General features: G+C 61.8%; 20 protein-coding genes. 11 read left to right on the top strand and 9 right to left on the bottom strand.

All coding sequences use genetic code 11. The features are described from left to right. Nucleotides 1–7: 7 nt before the first annotated feature. The 3 genes from ACBG85_RS26760 to ACBG85_RS26750 all read left to right on the top strand — a co-directional run bounded on the left by ACBG85_RS26760 (nt 8) and on the right by ACBG85_RS26750 (nt 4,536). Entirely contained in the window at nt 8–1,651 is a 1,644-nt protein-coding gene (locus ACBG85_RS26760; RefSeq protein ID WP_372025469.1) for an AMP-binding protein, read from the top strand. 82 nt (nt 1,652–1,733) lie between these two features. Continuing rightward, nucleotides 1,734–3,287 (top strand): acetyl-CoA hydrolase/transferase family protein, encoded by a 1,554-nt coding sequence (locus ACBG85_RS26755; RefSeq protein WP_007730514.1) that lies wholly within the window; start codon nt 1,734–1,736, stop codon nt 3,285–3,287. A gap of 37 nt (nt 3,288–3,324) precedes the next feature. Next, complete coding sequence (locus tag ACBG85_RS26750; protein ID WP_007730515.1) at nt 3,325–4,536, top strand: CdaR family transcriptional regulator; 1,212 nt, start codon at nt 3,325–3,327, stop codon at nt 4,534–4,536. Here ACBG85_RS26750 and ACBG85_RS26745 read toward each other — a convergent pair whose 3' ends face one another. Then, entirely contained in the window at nt 4,537–5,364 is an 828-nt protein-coding gene (locus ACBG85_RS26745; RefSeq protein ID WP_003942902.1) for an SDR family oxidoreductase, read from the bottom strand. Nucleotides 5,365–5,528: 164 nt separating this feature from the next. Here ACBG85_RS26745 and ACBG85_RS26740 point away from each other — a divergent pair, with 164 nt between their 5' ends. Further along, on the top strand, nt 5,529–6,761 hold the full coding sequence (locus tag ACBG85_RS26740; protein ID WP_042451555.1) for a CdaR family transcriptional regulator: 1,233 nt from the start codon (nt 5,529–5,531) through the stop codon (nt 6,759–6,761). A gap of 4 nt (nt 6,762–6,765) precedes the next feature. Here ACBG85_RS26740 and ACBG85_RS26735 read toward each other — a convergent pair whose 3' ends face one another. Continuing rightward, a complete protein-coding gene (locus tag ACBG85_RS26735; protein WP_030536118.1) occupies nt 6,766–7,113 on the bottom strand; it encodes a hypothetical protein in 348 nt (115 codons plus the stop codon). A 225-nt stretch (nt 7,114–7,338) separates the two neighbouring features. Between ACBG85_RS26735 and ACBG85_RS26730 the strand changes: the two genes are divergently transcribed. Next, complete coding sequence (locus tag ACBG85_RS26730) at nt 7,339–8,424, top strand: TerC family protein (protein ID WP_372025466.1); 1,086 nt, start codon at nt 7,339–7,341, stop codon at nt 8,422–8,424. Nucleotides 8,425–8,485: 61 nt separating this feature from the next. On the opposite strand, the gene ACBG85_RS26725 is transcribed toward ACBG85_RS26730, so the two are convergent. Then, nucleotides 8,486–9,532 (bottom strand): NADP-dependent oxidoreductase, encoded by a 1,047-nt coding sequence (locus tag ACBG85_RS26725; protein ID WP_030536117.1) that lies wholly within the window; start codon nt 9,530–9,532, stop codon nt 8,486–8,488. A 378-nt stretch (nt 9,533–9,910) separates the two neighbouring features. On the opposite strand from ACBG85_RS26725, the gene ACBG85_RS26720 reads away from it, so the two are divergent. Together ACBG85_RS26720 and ACBG85_RS26715 are read left to right on the top strand one after the other, a co-directional pair. Then, nucleotides 9,911–11,176 (top strand): cytochrome P450, encoded by a 1,266-nt coding sequence (locus ACBG85_RS26720; protein WP_064687874.1) that lies wholly within the window; start codon nt 9,911–9,913, stop codon nt 11,174–11,176. A 138-nt stretch (nt 11,177–11,314) separates the two neighbouring features. Beyond that, nucleotides 11,315–11,896, top strand: coding sequence for a PadR family transcriptional regulator (locus ACBG85_RS26715; RefSeq protein ID WP_372027920.1), 582 nt, complete (start codon nt 11,315–11,317; stop codon nt 11,894–11,896). Between the two features lie 134 nt (nt 11,897–12,030). Here ACBG85_RS26715 and ACBG85_RS26710 read toward each other — a convergent pair whose 3' ends face one another. Beyond that, on the bottom strand, nt 12,031–12,753 hold the full coding sequence (locus ACBG85_RS26710; protein ID WP_007730520.1) for an IclR family transcriptional regulator: 723 nt from the start codon (nt 12,751–12,753) through the stop codon (nt 12,031–12,033). A gap of 280 nt (nt 12,754–13,033) precedes the next feature. Between ACBG85_RS26710 and ACBG85_RS26705 the strand changes: the two genes are divergently transcribed. Then, on the top strand, nt 13,034–13,960 hold the full coding sequence (locus ACBG85_RS26705; RefSeq protein ID WP_372025464.1) for an alpha/beta hydrolase: 927 nt from the start codon (nt 13,034–13,036) through the stop codon (nt 13,958–13,960). A gap of 5 nt (nt 13,961–13,965) precedes the next feature. Here ACBG85_RS26705 and ACBG85_RS26700 read toward each other — a convergent pair whose 3' ends face one another. Both ACBG85_RS26700 and ACBG85_RS26695 read right to left on the bottom strand, forming a co-directional pair. Further along, on the bottom strand, nt 13,966–14,616 hold the full coding sequence (locus tag ACBG85_RS26700; RefSeq protein ID WP_372025463.1) for a Dabb family protein: 651 nt from the start codon (nt 14,614–14,616) through the stop codon (nt 13,966–13,968). Further along, entirely contained in the window at nt 14,609–14,956 is a 348-nt protein-coding gene (locus ACBG85_RS26695; protein ID WP_007730530.1) for a hypothetical protein, read from the bottom strand. The genes ACBG85_RS26700 and ACBG85_RS26695 overlap by 8 nt, the downstream gene beginning before the upstream one ends. A 241-nt stretch (nt 14,957–15,197) precedes the next feature. On the opposite strand from ACBG85_RS26695, the gene ACBG85_RS26690 reads away from it, so the two are divergent. Both ACBG85_RS26690 and ACBG85_RS26685 read left to right on the top strand, forming a co-directional pair. Next, nucleotides 15,198–16,085 (top strand): SDR family NAD(P)-dependent oxidoreductase, encoded by an 888-nt coding sequence (locus tag ACBG85_RS26690; RefSeq protein WP_058038475.1) that lies wholly within the window; start codon nt 15,198–15,200, stop codon nt 16,083–16,085. Nucleotides 16,086–16,132: 47 nt separating this feature from the next. Then, nucleotides 16,133–16,996 carry an SDR family NAD(P)-dependent oxidoreductase gene (locus ACBG85_RS26685; protein ID WP_007730535.1) on the top strand — a complete coding sequence of 288 codons (864 nt, stop codon included), beginning with the start codon at nt 16,133–16,135 and terminating at the stop codon, nt 16,994–16,996. Nucleotides 16,997–17,022: 26 nt separating this feature from the next. On the opposite strand, the gene ACBG85_RS26680 is transcribed toward ACBG85_RS26685, so the two are convergent. From ACBG85_RS26680 to ACBG85_RS26670, 3 genes are all read right to left on the bottom strand, one after another. Further along, a complete protein-coding gene (locus ACBG85_RS26680) occupies nt 17,023–18,519 on the bottom strand; it encodes an MFS transporter (RefSeq protein ID WP_372025461.1) in 1,497 nt (498 codons plus the stop codon). Between the two features lie 154 nt (nt 18,520–18,673). Further along, entirely contained in the window at nt 18,674–20,137 is a 1,464-nt protein-coding gene (locus ACBG85_RS26675; protein WP_058226858.1) for a benzaldehyde dehydrogenase, read from the bottom strand. Between the two features lie 93 nt (nt 20,138–20,230). Beyond that, nucleotides 20,231–21,121 (bottom strand): LysR family transcriptional regulator, encoded by an 891-nt coding sequence (locus ACBG85_RS26670; RefSeq protein WP_058038355.1) that lies wholly within the window; start codon nt 21,119–21,121, stop codon nt 20,231–20,233. Between the two features lie 124 nt (nt 21,122–21,245). Between ACBG85_RS26670 and ACBG85_RS26665 the strand changes: the two genes are divergently transcribed. Further along, nucleotides 21,246–22,613, top strand: a complete 1,368-nt coding sequence (locus ACBG85_RS26665) for an NAD(P)/FAD-dependent oxidoreductase (protein WP_003942969.1) — start codon at nt 21,246–21,248, stop codon at nt 22,611–22,613. The last annotated feature ends 15 nt before the right edge of the window (nt 22,614–22,628 follow it).

The raw sequence follows: 22,628 nt of genomic DNA, 5'->3' as shown, positions 1-22,628 counted from the left end.
ATGTGAGATGAGCAGTGTTCTCGAAACGTCGTACTTCCCCGCTGACGTGTCTGACCCGATAGAGGAGCAATCGGTGGGTGGGCTGCTGCGAGAGTGCGCCGCGGACTCGCCGAATCTGATTGCAATCAGAGAAGTGGTTCCGACGCAATCGCATTCGCTTTCCGGGGCGGCTGAAACCGATCGCACGTGGACCTTCGCGCAACTGCTGGACGAAGCGGAGGGGTGTGCGCACTACCTCTTGTCCCAGTTCGATCGCGGAGACAGGATCACCGTCTGGGCTCCGAACGTTCCGGAATGGATGATTCTGCAATACGGCGCCGCGCTCGCCGGGATGGTTCTGGTGACCGCCAATCCGGCGTTGGGTGCGGAGGAACTCGCGTACGTCCTGTCGCAGTCCCAGTCTCGGGGGCTCTTCCACACCGGAAAGTTCCGCGGTGGCGATATGGCAGCGGTTGCATCCGAGGCGATTTCGATTTCGGGAGAAGAAGTTCTCGCAGTCAACTTCGAGGAGTGGGATCGCCAGGTTCGAGGTTGGGCGGGCGAGCGGGGCGCTCTGCCCGAAGTCTCGCCTGACGACAATGCGCAGATCCAGTACACGTCGGGAACCACCGGGGTTCCCAAAGGTGCTCTGTTGCATCACCGAGGATTGGTCAACAATGCCGATTTCGTGAGTCGGAGAGGCCGATTCCCTGAGCGGGGTTCGGTTGTGTCGGCCATGCCGCTGTTCCACACCGCCGGGTGCGGCATCCTGGTTCTCGGCGCCGCGCAGCGAAGAATGTCGATCGGCCTGATCCAGTACTTCGATCCGACTGCGGTTCTCGATGCGGCGGAACGCTTTCACGCTGACGTGGTCAGTGGAGTGCCGACGATGCTGATCGCGATGATCAACGACGCCAGCTTCGCGAGTCGCGACTTTTCGGCCTGTTCGGTGGTCGTATCCGGCGGGTCGTCGGTCCCGCCCGAACTCGTCAGCACGGTGGAGTCGGCCTTCGGGGCGGGGTTCAGTATCGTCTACGGACAAACCGAGGCCAGCCCCGTCATCACACAGACCAGCCCGGCCGACACCCACGAAGACAAGTCGGAGACGGTCGGACTCGCGTTGCCGCAGGTCGAGGTGAAGATCTCCGACGTCGTGACCGGGGACAGCGTGCCGCTCGGCGAACAAGGCGAGATCTGCGCGCGCGGGTACCTCGTCATGACCGAGTACTTCCGTAATCCGGAGGCTTCGGCCGACACCGTGGACAAGGACGGTTGGTTGCATACCGGCGATTTGGGGACGATGGACGAACGTGGATACGTCCGGGTTACCGGCCGCCTCAAGGACATGATCATCCGCGGCGGTGAGAACATCTATCCGCGTGAGGTCGAGTCCGTGATCTTCACACATCCGAAGATTCTCGACGTGGCGGTCGTGGGTGTGCCCGACGAGGTGTGGGGTGAGCGAGTTGTCGCCGTCATCCGCTGGAAGGACGAGTCCGACCAACCGACCGCCGCTGAACTGGTCGAGTTCTGCACCGAGCGACTGGCGCGCCACAAGGCGCCCAAGGAGTGGTTCAGCGCGGAGGCGTTCCCACTGACAGGGTCGGGCAAGATCCAGAAATATCGAATTGCGAGCCTGGTCGGCGAAGGCGTGTACGGCGTCGTCAACTGATCGGTGCTCATAGCACGTCGGAGCGATTCTGTCTGGGTTATCCCCGTAAATCGCTTCGACGTGCCCTGTTTATCCTGGTGCCGTGAGTTCAACCTTCGGTGAGACCGGACACAACGCCACCTCCAACCGCATTCGCGCCACAGCGTTTGCGTCGAAGGTGATGTCCGCGTCCGACGCCGTGAAGTTCATCAACCCGGGCGACACCGTCGCGATCAGCGGTTTCGCAAGCGCCGGTACACCAAAGGTTGTCATTCCGGCCCTGGCCGAGCGCATTCACCGGACCCGCGGCAACGGATCGAACTTCACGATCAATCTCCTGACCGGCGCTTCTGTGTCCACCGAGACCGAAAGGCTGCTCGCGGAGGTCGACGGAATCGCGCTGCGCATGCCGTATCAGTCCGAGGCCACCGCACGTCGCCGGATCAACGACGGTCGTATGGACTACGTGGACATCCATCTCTCCCACGTGGCTCAGCAGGTGTGGGAGGGCTACTACGGCAACGTAGACGTCGCGGTGGTCGAGGTCGCCGGTATCACCGAATCAGGGGAATTGATTCCCTCCGCGTCGATTGGCAACAACAAGACCTGGCTGGACGTCGCCGACAGGGTCATCCTCGAAGTCAACTCGTGGGTGCCCGAGGCGATGGAAGGTATTCACGACGTCTATTACGGCACCGCGCTGCCGCCGCATCGCAAGCCGCTCGAGATCATTCGTGTCGAGGACCGGATCGGCCAGACCACGTTCCGAGTGGATCCCACGAAGGTTGTGGCCGTTGTCGAGACCAACTGCCGTGACAGCGCGAGCCCTCTCACTGCACCCGACGCCGTCAGTGAGGCGATCGCCGGCCACGTCCTGGAATTCTTCGACTTCGAGGTGCGCGCCGGACGGATGCCGGCCGATACGTTGCTTCCGCTGCAGGCGGGCATCGGCAATGTCGCCAACGCGGTGCTCGGAGGGCTCGATCGGGGGCCGTATCGCGGCCTGACCTGCTACTCCGAGGTCATCCAGGACGGGATGCTGAAGCTGATCAAGGACGGAACGGTCGCGCATGCGTCTTCGACGGCTTTGGCGCTCACCGAAGAGGGCATCGAAGAACTGACCGCGAACATCGACTTCTACCGCCACCACATCACTCTCCGTCCGCAGGAGATCAGCAACCACCCGGAGGTGGTGCGCAGGCTCGGAATCATCGCCATGAACGGCATGCTCGAGGCCGACATCTACGGCAACGTGAACTCGACGCACGTCATGGGGACGAAGATCATGAACGGAATCGGCGGCTCGGGGGACTTCGCCCGCAACGGCTACGTGTCCATGTTCCTGAGCCCGTCGACGGCCCGCGGCGGTGAGATCTCGGCGATCGTGCCGATGGTTCCGCACGTCGACCACACCGAGCACGACACTCAGGTGTTGGTGACCGAGCAGGGGTTGGCGGATCTGCGCGGTCTGTCGCCGCGGCGACGCGCGCGCCTGATCGTCGACAAGTGTGCTCACCCGGAATTCCGGCCACTGCTCCACGATTACATCGCTCGCGCCGACGCTCAACCGGGTGCGGGGCAGACGCCGCACATCCTGGGCGAGGCATTCTCGTTCCATCAGCGGTACATCGACACGGGTTCGATGCGCCTTTCGTGAAGCCAGGCAATGCTGCCGGCAGTGAGAGAATGCGAGGGTGAGCCGAACCGGGGTACCTGACGACGCCATACGCCGGGTTGCCGCGGCGGGGGCCGATGACGCCGGTGGCCTGCCCGTCGAACTGCTGGGTGATTTCCTCGACGTGCTCAGCGACGCTGTCTGTGAAGGGAAACCGCTGCAGCGTCGCCAGCTGCACCGCTTCCGCGCTCGCGGGGAAGAAGCAGCGCAGCAGGGTGTCGCCCTGCGAGCCCTGCTCGATCTGTATCTCTCCTCGGCCTGGCGTCTGTGGCGTGAACTGCCTGCTGTTATTGCGGCACAATCGGATCCGAATGCCGTCGTCGCGGCCGGCGAAGTGATGCTGCGTGCCGTCGACGATGCAGTCGCCGAACTGGCCGAAGGTTTTCAGTTGGCCAGGCGTTCTCTGGTCCGCTCGCAGGTATCGGCACGCCGCGAGTTCGTCGACGACTTGTTGACCGGCGGCGCTGACGTCGTCGGATTGTTGGATCGCGCTTCAGGATTCGGTCTCCACCTCAGTGGTCCGCATGCCGTGGCGGTAGTGACCGCCGCCCGTGAGTTCACCGACGACAACCCTTTGGTGCGCGCCGTCGAACGTGCCGTTCTGGGTAGCAAGGGTGACGCCGATGCGTTGGTCGCCAGCAAGAGCGGCAAACTGGTGGTCGTTTTCGCGGCGCCGGATCGCGATGCCGTCGACCACGTGCTGGCAGGGATTCGGTCGGCTCTCGGGCCGGGGACCGATGACGACGGGCGAGTGCAGTTGCAGCGGCGTCCTTTGGACGGCACGTGGCAGATCGCTGTCGGGCGCCCTCGAACCACCGCTTCGGGCGTGGTGGCGTCGTACCGGGAGGCGCTGGACGCACTGGACCTGGCGCAGCGCCTGTCGTTGACCGCACCGATCATCGATGCTCGTGACCTGCTGGTCTACCGGGTTCTGGTCAACGACAGACCGGCGGTCACCGACCTGATCCACACCCTTCTCACACCGCTGCTCGAGGCGCGTGGTGGCGCTGGACCGATGATCGACACACTGCTCGCGTACTTTTCCGCCGGCGGCAATACGGCTAAGACCGCCCGAGACCTGCATTTGTCCGTCCGCGCCGTGACGTACCGGTTGGACCGCATCCGTGAACTCACCGGTCAGAACGTCAACGATCCCAACGACAGCTTCGCGCTCCACGCTGCCGTACTGGGTGCGAAGCTGCTCGACTGGCCGGCCACCGAGCTGACCTGATCAGCTTGCGCGGGCGCGTTCTTCGTAGGCAGCACGTGCCGCGGTGTCGACGTCGCCGAGAAACTGCGTCTCGACGCCGAACAGTCGGCTCAATGCCTCGTACGGCCGCCGGGGGAAGAAGCCCTGTGCCTGCACGAGCAGCCCGGACACCCGCGTAATACGTACGCGTGGACGCGGTTTGGTGATCAAGCCGACGACGGCTTCGGCGATTTCCTCCGGCTGAACCTCTCGGAATCCCTTCATTCCCGAAGTGCCCGAGGTGAGTTGGGTGTTGGTGAGCGTCGGCAGCACGGACGAGATGTGAACTCCGGTGCCACGAACTTCCTTGCGGACAGAATCGGTGAAGCCCAACACCGCATGCTTGGCGCCGCAGTACGTCGACAAACCGGGGCACGGGAGTTCGCCTGCAAGCGAAGCGATGTTGATGACGTGTCCACGTCCGCGCGGAAGCATCCGTCGCAATGCGAGCTTGGTTCCCGTGATCACGCCGAGGACGTCGATCTCGATGATGCGTCTGGTCACGGAGTCGTCCTCGTCGACGATCCGTCCGACCGGCATGATGCCCGCATTGTTGACCAGCACGTCGATCGGGCCGAGTTCACCTTCGACGGTGTCGAGGAAGTCGAAGAACGAGGCGGGGTCGGTGACGTCGAGGCGCCCGAACGTGCGGATGCCCAAATCCTTGGCTGCTCGCGCGAGAGTGGCTTCGTCGATGTCGCCGATCGCGACCGTCGCACCCAGGCTGATCAGCCGCTTCGCGGTGGCGTATCCGATGCCCCGGGCGCCGCCGGTGATGACCACTACCTGACCGTCGAAAGGTTTGTTCATTTACTCCAGCGTCTCCAAAGATAGGGGTTGGTTGCAGTGAGATGAATCTGCAGTGAGATGTGATTGTGGACCAGTCGAAACCGGGTTGCTAGGGCTTCTTGGCCGAAGTGAGACGATAGATTTGTGACTAAGTCACAATCAGGATGACAAGTCGGGGAGGCGCCATGGACACATCGGAGTTGGACGGCTGGATTGCAAATCTCGCGCCCATCTATCTCCAGCCGGAGGTGATCGACGGTTTCGTTCAACGCATCGACGACGCCATTGCGGTGGCCAATCCTGAAGTGGCGGGTGATCGGGAGCTACGACGCGATGTGGATGCGAGCACTGCGGCGCAGCTTCGCGTCATCGTGGCCGCGATCGCGGGCGGTTCCCAGGAGGTCACGCCGCCGCCGGAGTCGGTTGCGCTTGCACTCACCGTTGCCAGGCGCGGTATGGATCTTCGAGTCCTGCTCAAGATCTACGGTGCCGGACGCCTCGCGATGCTGGGCTTCGTCGACGAGTCGATAGAAGCACTTCCGATCGGTCCGGAACTCAAGCGCGCACTTCTGGTCCGAGTGTGGGGTTCGGCGATGAGATGGCTGGAAGTGACCACCGAATTGTTGGTGGCAACGTATGCGAAGGAGCGTGAGAGCTTGGCGCGCGGCGCTTTTGCGCGTCGGTCCGAGACGGTGCACGCGATTGTCGCAGGCGAAGCACTTCACTCCGATGAGGTGTCGCAGATTCTCGACTACCCGATGCGGCGCCACCACACTGCGTTTGTTCTCTGGACGGACGACACCGATCCGGCCGCCGACGTATTGGCCCGATTGGACTCGTATGCGCGTTCCTTTGTGGACGAGTCGAATGCCGAGCGCGTGCTGACGCTGCCTTCGGGGGCGCGCGAGGTGTGGTCGTGGGTCGCGCATTTCGACGACCATGAGTGGGCGGCGCTCGATCGTGCTCGGAATTCGGACCTCCGTGTCGCGGTGGGGGCCAGCGGTTACGGAATGGAAGGATTCGCGCGCAGTCACCGCGAGGCTCTCGCCGCGCAGCGCATCGCGGTCCGTTCGACGGGTTCGCCGGGGGTCACCGTCTACGAAGATGTTCAGGTTCCCTGTCTGCTCACCGAAGATCTGGACGAACTGCGTGCGTTGGTGGCTCGGGAATTGAAAGGCCTCGCCGGCGCGGACGGCGTCACGACGCGTATCCGAGACACCGTTCGGGTCTATTACGAGAACAATTGCACTGCAGCCGCTACCGCCGTGGCGCTCGGTCTGCACAAGAACACCGTGCGGTATCGACTCGATCAGGCCGAAAAGCTGTTAGACCGCAGCGTGGACCAGCGTCGGCTGCCAACAGAGTTGGCGCTCATCGCGCTGGAGAGCTACGGAGCCGCCCTCCTGGCGAACCCGTGACTCGCTACTGCATGTCGTCGAGCCCGGGGAGCGAATAGCCGGAGCTGTCATCCCAATCGGCGGGGGTGTCGTCGAGTGAAACGTCCCAGTCTGCGTCGGGCACCGCTCGCCGGAGTTCGGTCAGAGCGTTGAACCAGTAGACGAGCGAAGGGATTACCTCGGTCGGGTCGCTCGAGATCTTTGTCGAACCGTTGAGCAGAGTGTCGGGGATATCCGACGGATAGAGGTCCAGGACCTCGTAGTCGAACGGAAATTCGTCGTTGTGGACGGCGATGAGTCGGTCGACTTCGGCCTTCTCGTCGTCGGTCAGCGGTGTGGTGCGGACGGCGGAGTAGTACAACGAGGTGCTCATGCTTGCCAGGCTAGAACAAGATGCCGTCCAGCGGCGGTTTCGGACGCAACACCCTCAGATTGCATGGTTTCGGCAACTTCAGGTGTGAAAGTCGTCGATATTTCGACCGGGATGGATAGAAGTCGGCAAGGAACACTGGAGAAGACGGCGAGACGGCCGTCCGAACCCAGTGAAGGAGCTCCCCGTGACCGCAGTCATCAGTGCCATTCGGGTAGGTGGTCAGCGATGAACGTTCCCATGTGGGCGTGGGCCGCGTTCGCCGCAGTCATCGTCGTCATGTTGCTCATCGACCTGCTCGCCCACCGCGGCGCGCACGTCATCGGCTTCAAGGAAGCGGCCTGGTGGAGTGCACTCTGGGTCGGTTTGTCTCTCGTATTCGCGGTGGTCGTCACCCTGACCTTGGGGGTGAACTCGGGCGTCGAATTCACCACGGCCTGGCTGTTGGAGAAGAGCCTCTCCGTCGACAACCTCTTCGTGTTCGCCCTGATCTTCGGTTACTTCAAGGTGCCCCGTGAATACCAGCACCGCGTGTTGTTCTTCGGTGTCATCGGCGCCCTGATCTTCCGCGGTATCTTCCTCGCCGCTGGCGTTGCCGTGGTCAGCAAGTTCACGGCCGTTCTGTTCGTCTTCGCCGCCATCCTGCTCTACAGCGCCTACAAGCTGCTCAAGGACGACGACGAGAACTTCGATCCGGGAACCTCGCTGGCGGTTCGCTTGCTGCGCAAGATCATGCCGGTCCGTGAGGAATACGCAGGAACCAAGTTCTTCGTCAAGGAAGCCGGAAAGCGCGTCGCAACACCACTGTTCGCCGTCGTCGTCGCCATCGAAGCTGCCGACCTCGTGTTCGCAGTCGACAGCGTCCCGGCAGTGCTGGCAGTGAGTGACGATCCATTCATCGTCTACTCCAGCAACGCGTTTGCGATCTTGGGTCTGCGTGCCCTGTACTTCCTGCTCTCGGGCCTGCTCGAGAAGTTCCACTACCTGTCCAAGGGTCTGTCGATCATCCTCGCCTTCATCGGCGTGAAGCTGATCATGCAGGCCAGCCACAAGGTGATCAGCACGTCGATCCCCGAGATTCCCTCACTGGTCAGCCTCGCGGTGATCATCGTGGTGTTGGCAGGCTCGATCATCCTGAGTCTCAAGAAGCCGCTACCGGAAGAGCCTGAGGCCGAAGAGGTTGCGACCGGTGATGCACCGATCGACCTCGAGAAGTCAGGTGCTGACGGCAGCATCGAGAAATCCGGCGTCCAGCTCGCAACCGGCGAGCTCGACGACGATGACGACAAGGTAGATGCTCGGCCCAGAGGCTGACGCCTGATCGGCTGAACGAATCGAAAAGGGAGACCACACAACGACGTGTGGTCTCCCTTTGTCAAATCATCACCAACTGCTTCCCCCGGTTGTGGCCCGAAAGCTGCCCGATCAAGGCCGCTGGGGCATTTTCGATGCCCTCGGTGACATCGTTGCGGTAGCGCAGTCCACCTTCGGCGATTCGAGCGGACGCCCACGCCCGGTACTCCGGGTACCGGTCGTAGTGGTCGTAGCAGACGAACCCTTCGATGCGGAGACGTTTGCGTAGTACAGGGCGTAGGGGAGGCCCGACTTCGCTTTCATCCTGGTTGTATTCGCTGATCATTCCGCACACGACGACCCTTCCGAAATCGGCCATGCGATCGAAAACCGCTCGCGTGATCGAGCCTCCGACGTTGTCGAAATAGACGTCGACGCCCTTCGGACACAATTCGTCCAACTGCTCGCCGATGTTCGCCGTCTTCCTATCTATGCAGGCGTCGAACCCCAATTCCTCCACAACGTATTCGGTCTTCTCACCCCCGGCGATTCCGATCACCCGGGCGCCCGCCAGCTTCGCGATTTGGCCTGCAACCATGCCGACTGCTCCGCCGGCCGCCGAAACCACGACTGTGTCTCGCTCTCGGACGTCGGCGACCAACCGCATTCCGCAGTGTGCGACAAATCCTGGCTGTCCTAGAATTCCGAGTTCATCTCCTAGGGAAGCTCGATTCTCCCTCGGTATGCGGTCCAGGGCAGCGCCTTTGATTGTGTGATAAACCTGCCAGTGCGTGCCGCCTCGAACCAAATCACCTGCCGCAAAGTCAGGATGCCGCGAAGAAATCACTTCGCCGACTGCGATGCCGTCCAAACCGGAGTGCGCAGGCACTACTCCAGCCAAGACGACGTCGCCGATACCGGCAACAGCTCCCAACGGCCCGGGAGCAGAGCTGGTGGACGGTAGGCGTCTTCGTATCGCCGGATCGATCGAAAGATAGTGGGCGCGGAACAGAACTTCGCCGTCCGCGGGCGGCCGGATCGGAACCTCGTCGATCCGAAAATCTTCTACGACAGGCAAGCCGCGGGGAGCTCGAACGACTCGCACAGCGCGGTTCACATATTCGGTCATGCGCAATTTCCAATCTGCTTCGACACCGGTTCGCATCACTTCTCGGGACGATTGCCCGGAATTGATCTCGCCGCCTTACTGATTCACGGCGAAGACGTCTGGGAATTCTGTCCTCGAGCAGCAAGGAGCGCACCTTCCCGCCCGCTCAGTGAGAATGTGGCAACCCGACGTCCGGAGCGCGACTTCATTTCCCATACAGCGGGCGGTTTGTTGGTTGCCTCGTAGTCCGACTGTGAAGCTCTGCGCAGTTCAGTTCAGTTCAGTTCAGCGCAGCGCTGACGCTCGTCACCAGTGGTATTCGGCTGTGGATTTTTACGAGGGCGTCAATGATCTGCCAGATCTTGTGTGAGTGATTTTGTCGAGGACGAGAGGTTGACTATGACTTCGCCGGTGGGTTCGGAGCGTGCGGTTCATGACACAACGGATTGGCTCAGAACGGGATTGGTCGATCCAACGGAGCCAGGCTTCCTGTCCGATCCGTACGCGCGGTACGCGATTGCGCGAGAAGTTGCTCCGGTACAACAGCATTCGAATGGCGTATACATGCTTTTCGCCTACGACGACGTGAAACGCGCACTGGCGGACAAGTCGCTGAGTTCGTCGGAACAGTATGCACTCGAGGCACCGCGCAATATGCGGATCAAGGCGGCCGGTGGTAGCGACGCCTACTTGTTGCGCCCATCGTTGTCGAAGCTGGATCCGCCGGACCATCTGGCATTGCGCAAGCTACTGGCGCGCCCGTTCACGCCCAGGGCAATCAAGCGTTACGACGCGCGGGCGAAGGAAATCGTCGACGAGTTGCTTGCCGATCATGGACGGGGCTCCGAGATCGAGCTGGTGACGGAAGTTGCTCATCCGCTACCGATTCGCCTTGTCTGCGAAATTTTCGGTATCCCCGTACCTGCCGACACCGATACGATGTTCGAGTGGACCCGTAAGGGACTCAACCTACTCGATCCGTTTCTGACTGCCGAGCAGACCAGCGACTACATTTCCGCTCAGCGTGATTTCTCGGCACACCTTCAGGACGTTATCGCTTGGAAGCGCAACAATCTTGGCGACGACATCCTGTCGGACTTCATCTCCGCCGGCGACGAAGGCGAGATAATCGGGCCGGATCAAGTTGCCGCTACCGTGCAGACTTTGGTCATCGCCGGACTGGACACCACAGTCAATCAGGTCGGTCTCACCATGAATGCACTTATGGGCCATCGTGATCAGTGGGAACGACTCGTCGACGACAGGGCACTGCTCGATCACGCGGTAGAAGAAGTCCTGCGCTATGAGCCGACGGCGCAGTTGATGATTCGCATTGCTCCCGAGGATTACGCGGTGGGAGATGCGGAGATTCCGGCCGGAAATCACATTGTGACGTGGCTGGCGTCGGCAAACCGCGATGAAACTCGATTCGGTCCGAACGCGGACAGATTGGACTGGTCGAGGTCAAATGTCCGGGACCACATCACGTTCGGTCACGGTGCGCACGCTTGCCTCGGTGCGTGGTTGGCCCGGCTGGAGATCAAGACCATCCTGAATGCGTTGATCGACAAAGCGCCGAAGACCGAGCTCGTCGACGGTGGAGTGACGTGGGGTGGCACGGCCTTTATCCGCGGTGTCTCCGAACTGCGATTGAACCTTTTCTGATTGCACGAATTCGTGAACAGACCACTCGGTGGGCAAGTCGGTGTCAGATGGTCGACGTCTTGCTAGTCTGGGCCGGTGCCTGATCCCGCAACTGCGTGTTACCCGGCATTGCCCGCGACAAGTTGGGCAGTGCTGGGAATGCTCACATTCGGAGAAGAACTCAGTGGCAGCGATCTGAAAAGCTGGGCCGACTGGAGCATCGGGTTCTATTACTGGAGCCCGTCGGTGAGCCAGGTCTATACCGAGCTCAAAGAGCTGGAAACGCTGGGATTCGTCAGTTCGCGGGAGGTTTCGGAATCGGGTGGGCGTCGTCGACGAGTGTTCACGATAACCGAATCCGGTATCGAGGCTCTCAGATCATGGTCACGCCGATCGGAGATCGAAACCCCCGTTCTCAAACATGGAGTGATGTTGAGACTGTGGGTCGGCCACCTCAACGACCCCGATCAGCTCAAGTCGATAGTGCTCGATCACATCGACAACCTCGAGGCAAAGAAGCTCAAGGCAATCGAACACGCCGATAACTCGGAGAATGAACCCGCCTGGGCATTTACCGAGATGAGTCTGCGATGGATAGGCCGCCATTTTCAGATGGAGATCGACCTCGCCGCTCAGTTGCTCGATGACATCGATGAGGCCGCCGCTCGATTCGCGCAAGGCGACGCCAACGCTCTCGGCTTGCCGCAGCCCGTCAATGCCGGTAGTTGGAAGTTGATCTGAGCGTGCGGAGGTACAACTCTCCAGATTCTGCCCCACGCCAATAGAATTGTGCTGTCGAGGTTTTCGTGCCCAGTCTTCGTGCCCGGTCTTCGTGCCTAGTCTTCGTGCCTAGTCTTCGTGCCTAGTCTTCGTGCCTACTGAGCTCGCATGCTTTCGGTGGTCCGGACGCCCGCATTTCGCCACAGGGAAGCGGCTGTTTCCCGAAGAAGCCCGGTGAGAGGCGAGTTCCGCTCGTCGAGCGGCATTTGTCGGAGCGGTCCGCAGATCGACAGCGCGGAGGTCGCGACGCCGATCGGGCCGATCGGAGTGGCGATCGTGCCGAATCCGTCGATCGGCGTGTCACGGCCGTATCCCACGCCGGTTTTTCGGACCTCGTCGGCCGCCTCTCCTCGCTCGTTGTTGAAGGTGTGGAGGACCCTGCCGACGAGAGTTCCGTCTGCGCGCGTGCTGAAACCGATCCGATTCGGAATCATGCTGGCGAAACGACCTGCCATGTGGGCGCGGCACACCACATTTGAGCCGTCGAGAATCGTCATCTCGACGATCAGTCCGGTACGCCGGTGCAATTCGTACAGGTGCGGATGCGCAGCTGAGTGAAGTCTGTCCTGGTACACGGCCAACGAGCCGAGTTCCACGAGCCGCAACCCGAGCGTGTAATCGCGGCCGCTGCGGTGCAGCCACCGAAGTTGGACCAGATGGTCGAGTATGCGGTGGGCTGAAGACCTTGGAAGCCCGGTTCGTCGGACAATCTCGGCGAGGGTGAGACGATCTCGACCGCCGAACGCATCCAGTAGCAGAGAGACTCGGTCGAGGAAGGCGTTCGGCGTTGCGGGATCGACCTCGAGCTGGAGCGACATGTGTTCCCTCTGCTATCCCGTAGTCAAGTTGGACAACTGCCCTGGACAAGGCTATTTCGATTAGGAATGATGACATGTTTTTTCTGCTTTGTGAAGAAGGCCACCCTGTGGATCGGACGCCTCCGGTGCTCGTCGGCGGAAACGGACCACTGATCGGGAGAGCGGGTTCCTTGCTTGGTGGTGGGCGATCTACGTTGACGTGATCACACGCCAAGTGGACAAACGCGGATGCCGGCGCAGACGTAGCGCCACCCGCCGGGCTGAGAGACCAGGAGACGATATGACGATTCAAGCGGAAGTCACCACGATGCTTGCAACCCTCAACGCTGGATTCCCGGATGTCACCAGTGTCCCGCCGTCGGAGCTACGAACTCTGATTCGGAACCGACGTGCGCCGCTGACGGGTCTTCCCGACATGCTTTCAGTCGAGAATCACGTAATCGACGGTCCCGGTGGAGATCTGGCAATTCGCGTCTTTCGTCCGCATGGAACCTCGAACGACGTTCCTCTCGTGGTCTTCGCTCACGGGGGCGGTTTCGTGTTCTGCGATCTGGACAGTCACGACGAATTCTGTCGATCGATGGCGCAGGGAGTCGGCGCAGTAGTGGTTGCCGTCGACTATCGGTTGGCGCCGGAGCATCCGGCACCGGCAGCCCACGAAGACGTCTACGCCGCGGTGGCGTGGACCAGCGAGCATGCTGCCGAATACGGTTCCGACGCAGGTAAAATCGCACTTGTGGGCGACAGTGCGGGAGGGAACCTCGCGGCGACTGTGGCTATTGCCGCTCGGGATCGGGGTGGTCCGGAAATCGCCCTTCAGGTTCTCATCTACCCCGTGATCGACGACGACTTCGAAACCGAGTCGTATCGGCTCTACGGCACGGGTCACTACAACACCACCGCAGCGATGGAATGGTACTGGCAGCAGTACGCGCCTGAAGGTCGCGACGACGCCCGTGTGATTCCTACGCGTGCGGAGACGCTCGCCGGTCTTCCGTCTGCTGTCGTCGTGACAGCCGAACTCGATCCGCCGTGTTCGTCAGGTGACGCGTATGCGCAGATGCTCGCGACGGCTGGCGTTTCGGTGCGCCATCATCGCTTCGAAGGATTGTTCCACGGCTTCCTCACTATCCCGTCTTTGTCACTGACCGAGCCTGCGCGACAGAAGCTTTGGGCGATGACGCGCGAGGCGCTCGGTAGCGAGTAGGCAGATCACTTCACTGTCAGGAGTCTCTCGGTGAGATTGCCGAACGTGTGACAGATTCTGTCGTGGACCACGGCCTCGGGACATTCGGGGTCGAACCACCGGTCCACCACTGCCCAGTGAATCGGATGATCGAGGTACTGGGTCTGCAGTGAGCCGAGGTCGGTGAACTCCTGCTCCCAGACATGAGTCCATGGTGTGTGCCCGATGGCTGCGTCGACTCGGCTGAGACGCCAGGCGCAGATCGACGAGATATGGGTAGGCATCCTGAGCAGATCCCGTTCGAATTCCTCGAGTACGTCCTGGGGTGTGCTGGGGGATACCCGGATGAACAGCGCTCGGTACACCTGACCGGCGGCTTCGGCGTCGGAACGTCCCGTGGTCCCGGACGAGTACTCGGCACCGTGGAAGTGGTCGACGGCGGCGCAGCGCAGGCTGTCGTCGACCGCATCTCGGGCTGTCTGCCAAGCCATCTCGTCTTCGAACTGAAGATGGACGATCAGATCTCCGCCGTTGATGACGCCGGGAAGTGTCGTACAGACGAGACGACGCAGCGCGTTCGACGATTCGGCAACTGCGGCAATGTTCTTCACTGCAGCGGCCCACTCGTCGGCGCCCGCCCCGTTGGCGGCGTGCACGACTCTTGTCACGTTATACATTGCTCAGTCCTTCGATGTCCTTTGCTGCGGCGGCCATGGAGCGACTCCGTTCGATTATGAGCGGAGCCATTGCATCCCACCACTGCCTGAGGGTGGAGTCTCTGCGGCCCTGGCGCGTCATCGACCACCAGCCGGCCGTGCCGTCGACCGTCCAGGTGACGGTCAAGGTGTTCGGGTCTTGATCGCACCACAACGGAGGGCTGACGAGTACGTCGGCGAGTGTCATGCCGCGACGCTGTGCACTCGGCAAATACTGGTCGAGTAGCGCGTCGACGAACTGTCGACCGCATCCCGGTTTCGTGACTATCCGATCGATCACGTAGAGCGTTTCATCTGCCATTGGTGAAGATTACTTTCCCCTAACCCGTTGTGATGCTTTCGATCTCACACAGCGGGAGATAGCGGATTTGGTCATGTGCCCGGCATTTCGACACCTCCCGTCAGGCGGGAATCGTTGCTGTGCAACAGAATCGGATGATGCAACATGGCGGACAACGATTGCGTGAAATGCAGTCGAACTCAGGTCGAACACATACGTCATGTGTTCGATGTCGTGAAGTGGAAGAGCCTTGGAGGAGCAGTTGAATCACTCGCTGGTAGGGAAGACCGCGCTGGTGACCGGGAGCAGTCGAGGCATCGGCAGGGCGATCGCCAGGCGACTGGCGGCAGAGGGGGCAACCGTGGTCGTCACCGCACGGTCGGCTCGGCCTACCGCGGCAGTCCGTGCCGACAGTAATGTCGTCATCGGCGGTACGTTGTCCGAGACCGTCGAGATGATCGAGTCGCAACACGGTCGTGCACTTGCCATTCCGGCCGATCTCGAGGATTCCGAGGCTCGCGACGGATTGATCGAGAAGGTCGTCTCGCGGACCGGAGGTATCGACATCCTCGTGAACAATGCCGGGTTTGCCGACTACGCGCCGATCGAGAAGATGTCGCTGGCGACGTTCGATCGGACCCTCGACCACTACATTCGCGCGCCGTTCGCCCTGTCGAAGGCAGCCATCCCCTACATGCGAGAGCGCGGCGCAGGCTGGATCGTGAACATCGGTTCCTCGACGGGACTGAATCCGATCAGGCCCTTCCGCGACTACAACAAGACGTCGGGTGACGTGATTTACGCGTCGATGAAGGCAGCACTGCACAGGTTCACACAGGGCCTCGCCGCGGAGGTGCTGGACGACAATATCGCGGTCAACTCGGTGGGGCCTTCCACTGCGATCTCGACTCCCGGCGCCGACGCACTCATTCCGGATGGATACGAAACCGAGCCCGTCGAGTATCTTGCCGAGACGGTACTGGCCATGTGTTCTCTTCCCGCGGCCGAGCGGACCGGCCTTGTAGCCTTCAGTCTTCATTTTCCCTGGTATCAGGATCTGGTCGTGAAGGCGCTCGACGGGCAAGGGCTGATGCCCAGACGTGAGCCACCGACGTGGTGCAATCCCAACATTCTGCCCGAAGGAATCTGAAGTCTTTGTCGAGCAATAGTTTCGGCGACACAACCCGAGGAGTGGAGATGTCCCACGCTGAACGCCGGTTCGGTACCGGCACGGCCGTCGTGACCGGTGCGGGGGCCGGTATCGGTGCAGGGTTCGCCCGTCACCTTGCGCGGCTGGGAATGACGGTGGTCGTTGCCGACATCGACGAGGAGCGTGCGTCGCTCGTCGCCGAGGACATTCGCGCGGCCGGTGGGAGAGCTGACGTCCATGGGGTGGACGTAGCGGATGCCGATGCCGTGAAGAGGATGGCGGACAATGTGTTCGATCGTCACGGCAGCGTCGAGTTGCTGGTCAACAATGCCGGAGTGGAGACGGCCGGGTTGCTGTGGGAAGTCAGTGGTGCGCGGTGGAGACGGTTGATGGAGATCAACGTCGACGGCGTCTTCTATTGCCTTCGTGCTTTCGTGCCATTGATGTTGAAGGTGGGTAAGCCGGCGTGTGTGGCCAATCTGTCTTCTGTCGGCGGGATCAACAGCGCCGCGGTGCAAGGACCGTACATCGTCAGTAAGTTCGCGGTGCTGGCGATGACCGAGAGCTTGCACCAAGATCTGTCGTTGGTCGACTCTCCGATTCAGGTCAGTGCTGTTGTTCCACACTCGATCCGGAGTGAGATCTTTCGTGCGGCCCAGCGTGACGCGCCGACTACGAACGTCACGGCAAACGCTGTCTTCGATGCAATGCAACAGGCGAACGTCGAATCCGGACTCGACCCGCTCGATGCCGCCGAGCACATGACCGAAGCAATAGCGCGTGGGGACTTCTGGGTGTTCTCCGACGACGACGCGTGTCGGCAGTTCACCGACCGCCGAGCCGCTCAGCTTCGAGACCTGCTACCTCCCGCCGATCCTCGCACAATGCTCACACGCATGGGCATCTCGTGATGCGGAGCTGTTCGGAGCAGGCCTGTTCACGCGCTGCCGTTGACAGACGTCGACGCACTCTTGGGGAGGCCTGACCAACCCACCAGGCCGACCAGAGCGAAAGCTACGGCGGCAGTGACGAAGGTGACGGTGAAGGCGGATTCGCTGGGCAGAGCGGATACGCCCTCTGGCAGGTTCGCGATGGTCATCGAGGCGAGAATCGTAGTCACCACTGCACTGCCCATGGCGCTGCCGGTGGAACGGGAGATCGAGTTGATGCCGTTGGCTATTCCACTCTGGTGTCGCGGAACGCTCGACATGATGATCGCGGGCATGGCCGCGTAGCCCAGGCTCACGGCGGCGCCGATCACGATGCCGGCACCGATGACCGACGCGGTGTGCGTGTGGTCGTACGCGAGCCAGGCGAACGGCACCGCACCACAGATGGCGGTGAGTCCCAGGACGAAGCGTGGCCCACGCACTCTGATGAGCCGCCCACCGATCGGTGCTGCGATCAGCGAGGCAATCGCACCCGGCAGCAGGAATTCCACCGACGCACGCAGAATGCTGGCGTCGAATCCGTATCCCGTGAGGGCGTGGGGAAGCTGCACGAGATAGGAGATGCCCAGGAAGTTGGCGAACATTCCGAAGCCCAGCATGACCCCCGCCAGATTCGCCATCATCACGGGCCGGTGGACGAACATTCGCATGTCGACCAGTGGTTCGTCGACGATCTTCTCGATCCAGACCCAGACTGCGAACATCACGATCGAGCCCAGGAAAACACCGATGGTCACGGGTGAGAACCAACCCCATTGGTGGCCTTGCGAAATCGACAACAGGAGCAGAAGGAGTGCAGCGCCCAGGCTCAGCGCGCCGATGACGTCGACGCGCCCGCCGCTCTTGTGCTTGGTTGCCGGAACCAGCGTGACGACGGCGACGAGGGCAAGCAACGCGAACCCGGTGGCCATCCAGAAGGCGTTGCGGTAGTCGGCATCCGGAGCCGATGTGAGAAGTCCGGTGGCTACGAGGGCGAGCCCGCTGCCGAATGCGAGAGTTCCGCTGACCAATGCCATCGCGCCGGGAAGCTTGTGTGGGCGGACCTCCTCGCGCAGGACCGACAGAGCCAGCGGGAAGATGGCGGTGGCGGTCCCCTGGAGGACACGTCCGAGGATGAGAAGTGGCAGATTGTGTGCCAGTGCGGCGACGATCGAACCGATGACCATGACGACCAGAACGCCGACCAGCGTGCGCTTCTTGCCGTGCTGATCGCCGTAGCGGCCCAACAGGGGAGTGAAAACGGCGGCCGACAGCAACGTCGCCGTCGTCACCCAACTGATGCCGGCCGCGGATGCGTCCAGATCGGACTGAATACGCCCCAAAATCGGGACGGGCAGTGTCTGCATCATCGAGACGATCATCGCGGCCAGGCTGAGCGCCCCGATGATGACGGCCTCGCGGCGCGGCGATGTTACGACGGATACATCCGGGGTGTCGTGGACCGTTGGCTGCGCAGCGCTGTCGGTCGTCACTGAATTCGTCAAGTGGGTCCTTCTCGGGAATTACAAGAGAAATTGCTTAATGTGCCGAAGTAATTTTCTCTGGATGGTAAGTCCGCGAGATCGATCCCGTCAATGCTGGTCAGTGAGCCCCTGGGGTCAGTTCGGTGTATTCAGCACCAACTCGGCGTGTTCCGGACTAGAAGGGGTAGACCGGGAGTGCGCTCTGCGCAGTCACCCACTGCGTTTCGGTGAAGGCGTCGAGGTTTGCGCCGATACCGCCGACGCGGCCACCGTTACCCGAAGACGCCATACCGCCGAACGGGATGACTGCTTCGTCGCCGACGGTCTGATCGTTGATGTGTACGAGGCCGGTGGGGATTTGTTGGGCGACCTCGAGCCCGCGCATGGCGTCGGAGGTCAGAATGCCCAGTGACAGTCCGTACTCGGAATCGTTGGCCATGGCGACGGCCTGTTCGACGGTGGCGAAGGAGGTTACCGGTGCGACTGGCCCGAAGACTTCGTCGGCGAATGCCGGGGCGGTCAGTGGGGTGTCGGCCAGCACGGTGGGCCGGTAGAAGAGATCCTCGTAGGTGCCGCCGGCCGCCAGTTTTGCTCCGGCCGCGATACTTCCGGTGACCAGGGAGTGGATGTGGTCGCGTTGTTTGGCGTCGATGATGGGTCCGAGTGCGACCTGACCGGTGAACGGGTCGCCTACCGGAAGCTTGTCGGCGTGTTCGGCAAGGAGTGCGGTGTAGTCGGCGGCGATGCTTTCGTGGACGAGCTGGCGGCCGGTGGTCATGCAGATCTGCCCCTGGTGCATGAAGGATCCGAAAGCGCCTACAGATGCGGCCTTTTCGAGGTCGACGTCGTCCATGACGATCAGTGCGTTGTTTCCCCCGAGTTCGAGGTGTGCTCGTTTGAGATGGCGGCCCGCCAGTTCACCGACAGCGCGTCCTGCCCGGGTCGACCCGGTGAATGCGATGACGCGAACGCTCGGATGAACCACGATTGCCTCACCGGCGTCAGCGCCACCCGGCAGCATGCCGAACACTCCGGCAGGCAAACCGGCTTCTTCGAAGATGCGGGCAAGAACCACACCGCCACAGATCGCCGTGCGCGGATCAGGCTTGAGGATCACCGAATTGCCCAGTGCCAGTGCGGGAGCGACTGCACGGATCGACAGAATGATCGGGAAGTTGAACGGTGCGATGACGCCGACGGTGCCGACGGGGACGCGACGAGAGAAGCTCAGCCGCGGTTGCTCCGAGCGCAGCACCTCGCCGATGGGGTGTGCGGCCAAAGCTGCTGCGTTGTAGCACTCTTCGGCAGCGGTGTGGGTTTCCAGTCCGGCTTTGGCGGGAATGCTGCCGGCCTCGCGGATTACCCATTCGCCGATTTCGTCGGCGTACTGCTCGAACAGTTGACCGGCGCGGCGTAGAACGGCGGCTCGTTCGGTGTACGGCCTTGCTGCCCAATCCTTCTGAGCGGCACTAGCTTTTGTTGCAGCGGCTGCCACGTCGTCTGGTGTTGCCATGCCGACCGTCGTCAACTGCTTGCCGGTGGCCGGCTCGACGACAATGCGATCGTCGGCGCTACCGCGAACCCATTCGCCGTCGAAGATCTTCGATTCCCACACAGGTTCGCTCAGCAAACGCGTCATGGCCGCTCCTCGGTAAAGGGATGCAACCGCGCGCCGCATCACATGGTTGTGGACCACGTTGCTCCGTGAGGGGAGTTGATCGCCATCGCACTTTCACTCAGTGAAAGACGGATTCATGGCGTCCTTGAGCGCTTGGATCAGATCGGCGAACTCGGTCGAGTGGGTGGCGCCGCTGCGGGTCACTCCCGAGACGGGAATTCGCAAGCGGCCGTTCGATTCTCGCATGAAGCTGATGCCGGCGCGTGGAGATTCGCCTGCGGTGATCGAATACAGCAGGGTCCAGGCGCGCGGGTTGGTGATCACGTCCAGCGTGGCTGTGTGATCGCTCGGAATTGCAGGGCCCAGTTGGACGCGTCGATCTATCTCGCGGAACGCGTCCTCGACCACCTTGTGAATGAGCACCTGGCTTTGGCGCGGCGGCAGGAGCAGGGGGTATGCGGCCAGATCATTGAGGTCGACGCTTTGCTGGCCGGCCAGGGGGTGCCGGCTCGACATGACGACCAGGAGATCTTCGACGCCGAGGTCCAAGGGTTCGAGTCCGGGGCGGTCGACGCCGCCGCGAATCAGCGCGATGTCGGCGTCACCGGAGGCCACGGCGTCCATGCGGTGGGCAAAACTCTTGATGACGAACTCGACGTCCAGGTCCGGATGAAGTTCGCGCACGTGTGCGATGGCGTCCAGCGTCTGAGCGGCGAAGCTCATGTTTCCGGTGATCCGGATCCGGGCTCGTGGGTCCCGTGCGACGGAGTAGGCCATCGTTTCGAGGCTGAGGACTTGCTGCGCGATGGGCACGAGTCGCGATCCTGCCGGGGCAAGGCGAACGGCTCGGGTCGAGCGTTCGAAGAGTGTCGCGCCAAGCTCCTTCTCCAGTCGGGCGACCTGATGGCTGATCGCCGACTGCGAGATGAAGCAGCGCTCGGCAGCGCGACTGAAGCTCAGTTCCTCGCTCACGACGAGGAAGTACTTGAGTTGGCGGAAGTCCATGAGGACAGCTTACTTATGAGCAATCGAGATAACAGTCTTGCGAATACTCCAGCTAGCTGGACCCGACCCATGATCAGTCCATACCGTAATAGTCATACTTTCAATTTGGTTGAGGAGATTTGTTGTGGATAGAACAGCTGCGGGTCGCGCTGACATCGACGCGACTGGACACGAGCAGACTCAGGTAGTCATCGTCGGTTCGGGATTCGGAGCCCTCGCCGCGGCCAAGACCCTCGCGAAGTCCAAGACGCCGTTCGTCCTCATCTCCGCCACCACCGAGCACCTCTTCCAGCCGCTGCTCTACCAGGTGGCGACTGGTGTTCTGTCGGCAGGCGAAGTTGCTCCGCCCATCCGCACGATCCTGCAGAAGTACCCCAACGCCGACGTGCGTCTCGGTCGCGTCGTCGAGGTCAACGCCGAAGAGAACACCGTCGTCTACGAGGCTTCGGGCACCCGCCACACTCTCGGATACCGCTCGCTCATCGCAGCCACCGGTGCCACCCAGGCGTACTTCGGTCATGACGAGTTCGAAAAGGTCACCTACAAGCTCAAGACCGTCGAGGATGCCGAGGTCCTGCGTAAGCAGATCCTGCGTTGCTTCGAAGAGGCTCACACCACCAACGACGCGCTGGTTCGCCGCAACCTGCTCAGCTTCGTTGTCGTCGGTGCAGGCGCGACCGGCGTCGAGCTCGCCGGACAGATCAAGGAACTGGCGCGTCGCTACTTCGCCAAGTCCATTAACAACATCAGCGCCGACGAGGTCACGGTCACCATGGTCGAGGGCGCGGGCGTTGCGCTTCCGGCCTTCGGCGGCAAGCTCAGTGAGTACACACAGGCCTCGCTCGAGAAGTCGGGTGTCGAGGTTGTTCTCAACACCATGGTCACCGCCATCGACGAGCACGGTGTCACCGTCTCTTCGGCAAAGACCAAGGAAGAGAAGCGCATCGACGCCGAGACCGTCATCTGGTCGGCCGGTGTTCGCGCCAACGACTTCGCAGCAGTGCTCGGCGAGGCGACCGGTTGTGAGAGTGACCGTGCAGGTCGTCTGCTCATCAATCCGGACTTGACCGTCGGCGGGTTTGCCAACGTCTTTGCCATCGGCGACATGACTTCGCTGAACGGTCTGCCGGGTCAGTCGCCCGTTGCAATGCAGGGTGGCCGTCACGCAGCGAAGACTGTGAACGGAAAGGTCAAGGCCGGAACGCCTTTCAAGTACTTCGACAAGGGCAGCATGTCGATCATCAGCCGATTCAGCGCTGTGTGTCGCGTCCGCAAGGTCGAGTTCAAGGGCACGATCGCCTGGTTCATGTGGCTGGCCGTGCACGTGATGTATCTGGTGGGCTTCCGCAACCGGTATGTCGCTGTGATGTCGTGGTTCGGTTCGTTTATCGGTCACCGTCGTCCGCACTTCCACTACGCGCAGGAGCCGATGAAGATCGAGGCCACGCCGCCGGTGACCGAACGCGAACCGGAGTTGGCGCACTCCGCGTAGCTCCGCACCGCCTGA

The organism is Rhodococcus sp. NyZ502, assembly GCF_041464245.1.
Taxonomy (GTDB): Bacteria; Actinomycetota; Actinomycetes; order Mycobacteriales; family Mycobacteriaceae; genus Rhodococcus_F; species Rhodococcus_F qingshengii.
The sequence above is the reverse complement of the archived record's forward strand: the minus strand, read 5'-3'. Positions and strand labels throughout refer to the sequence as shown.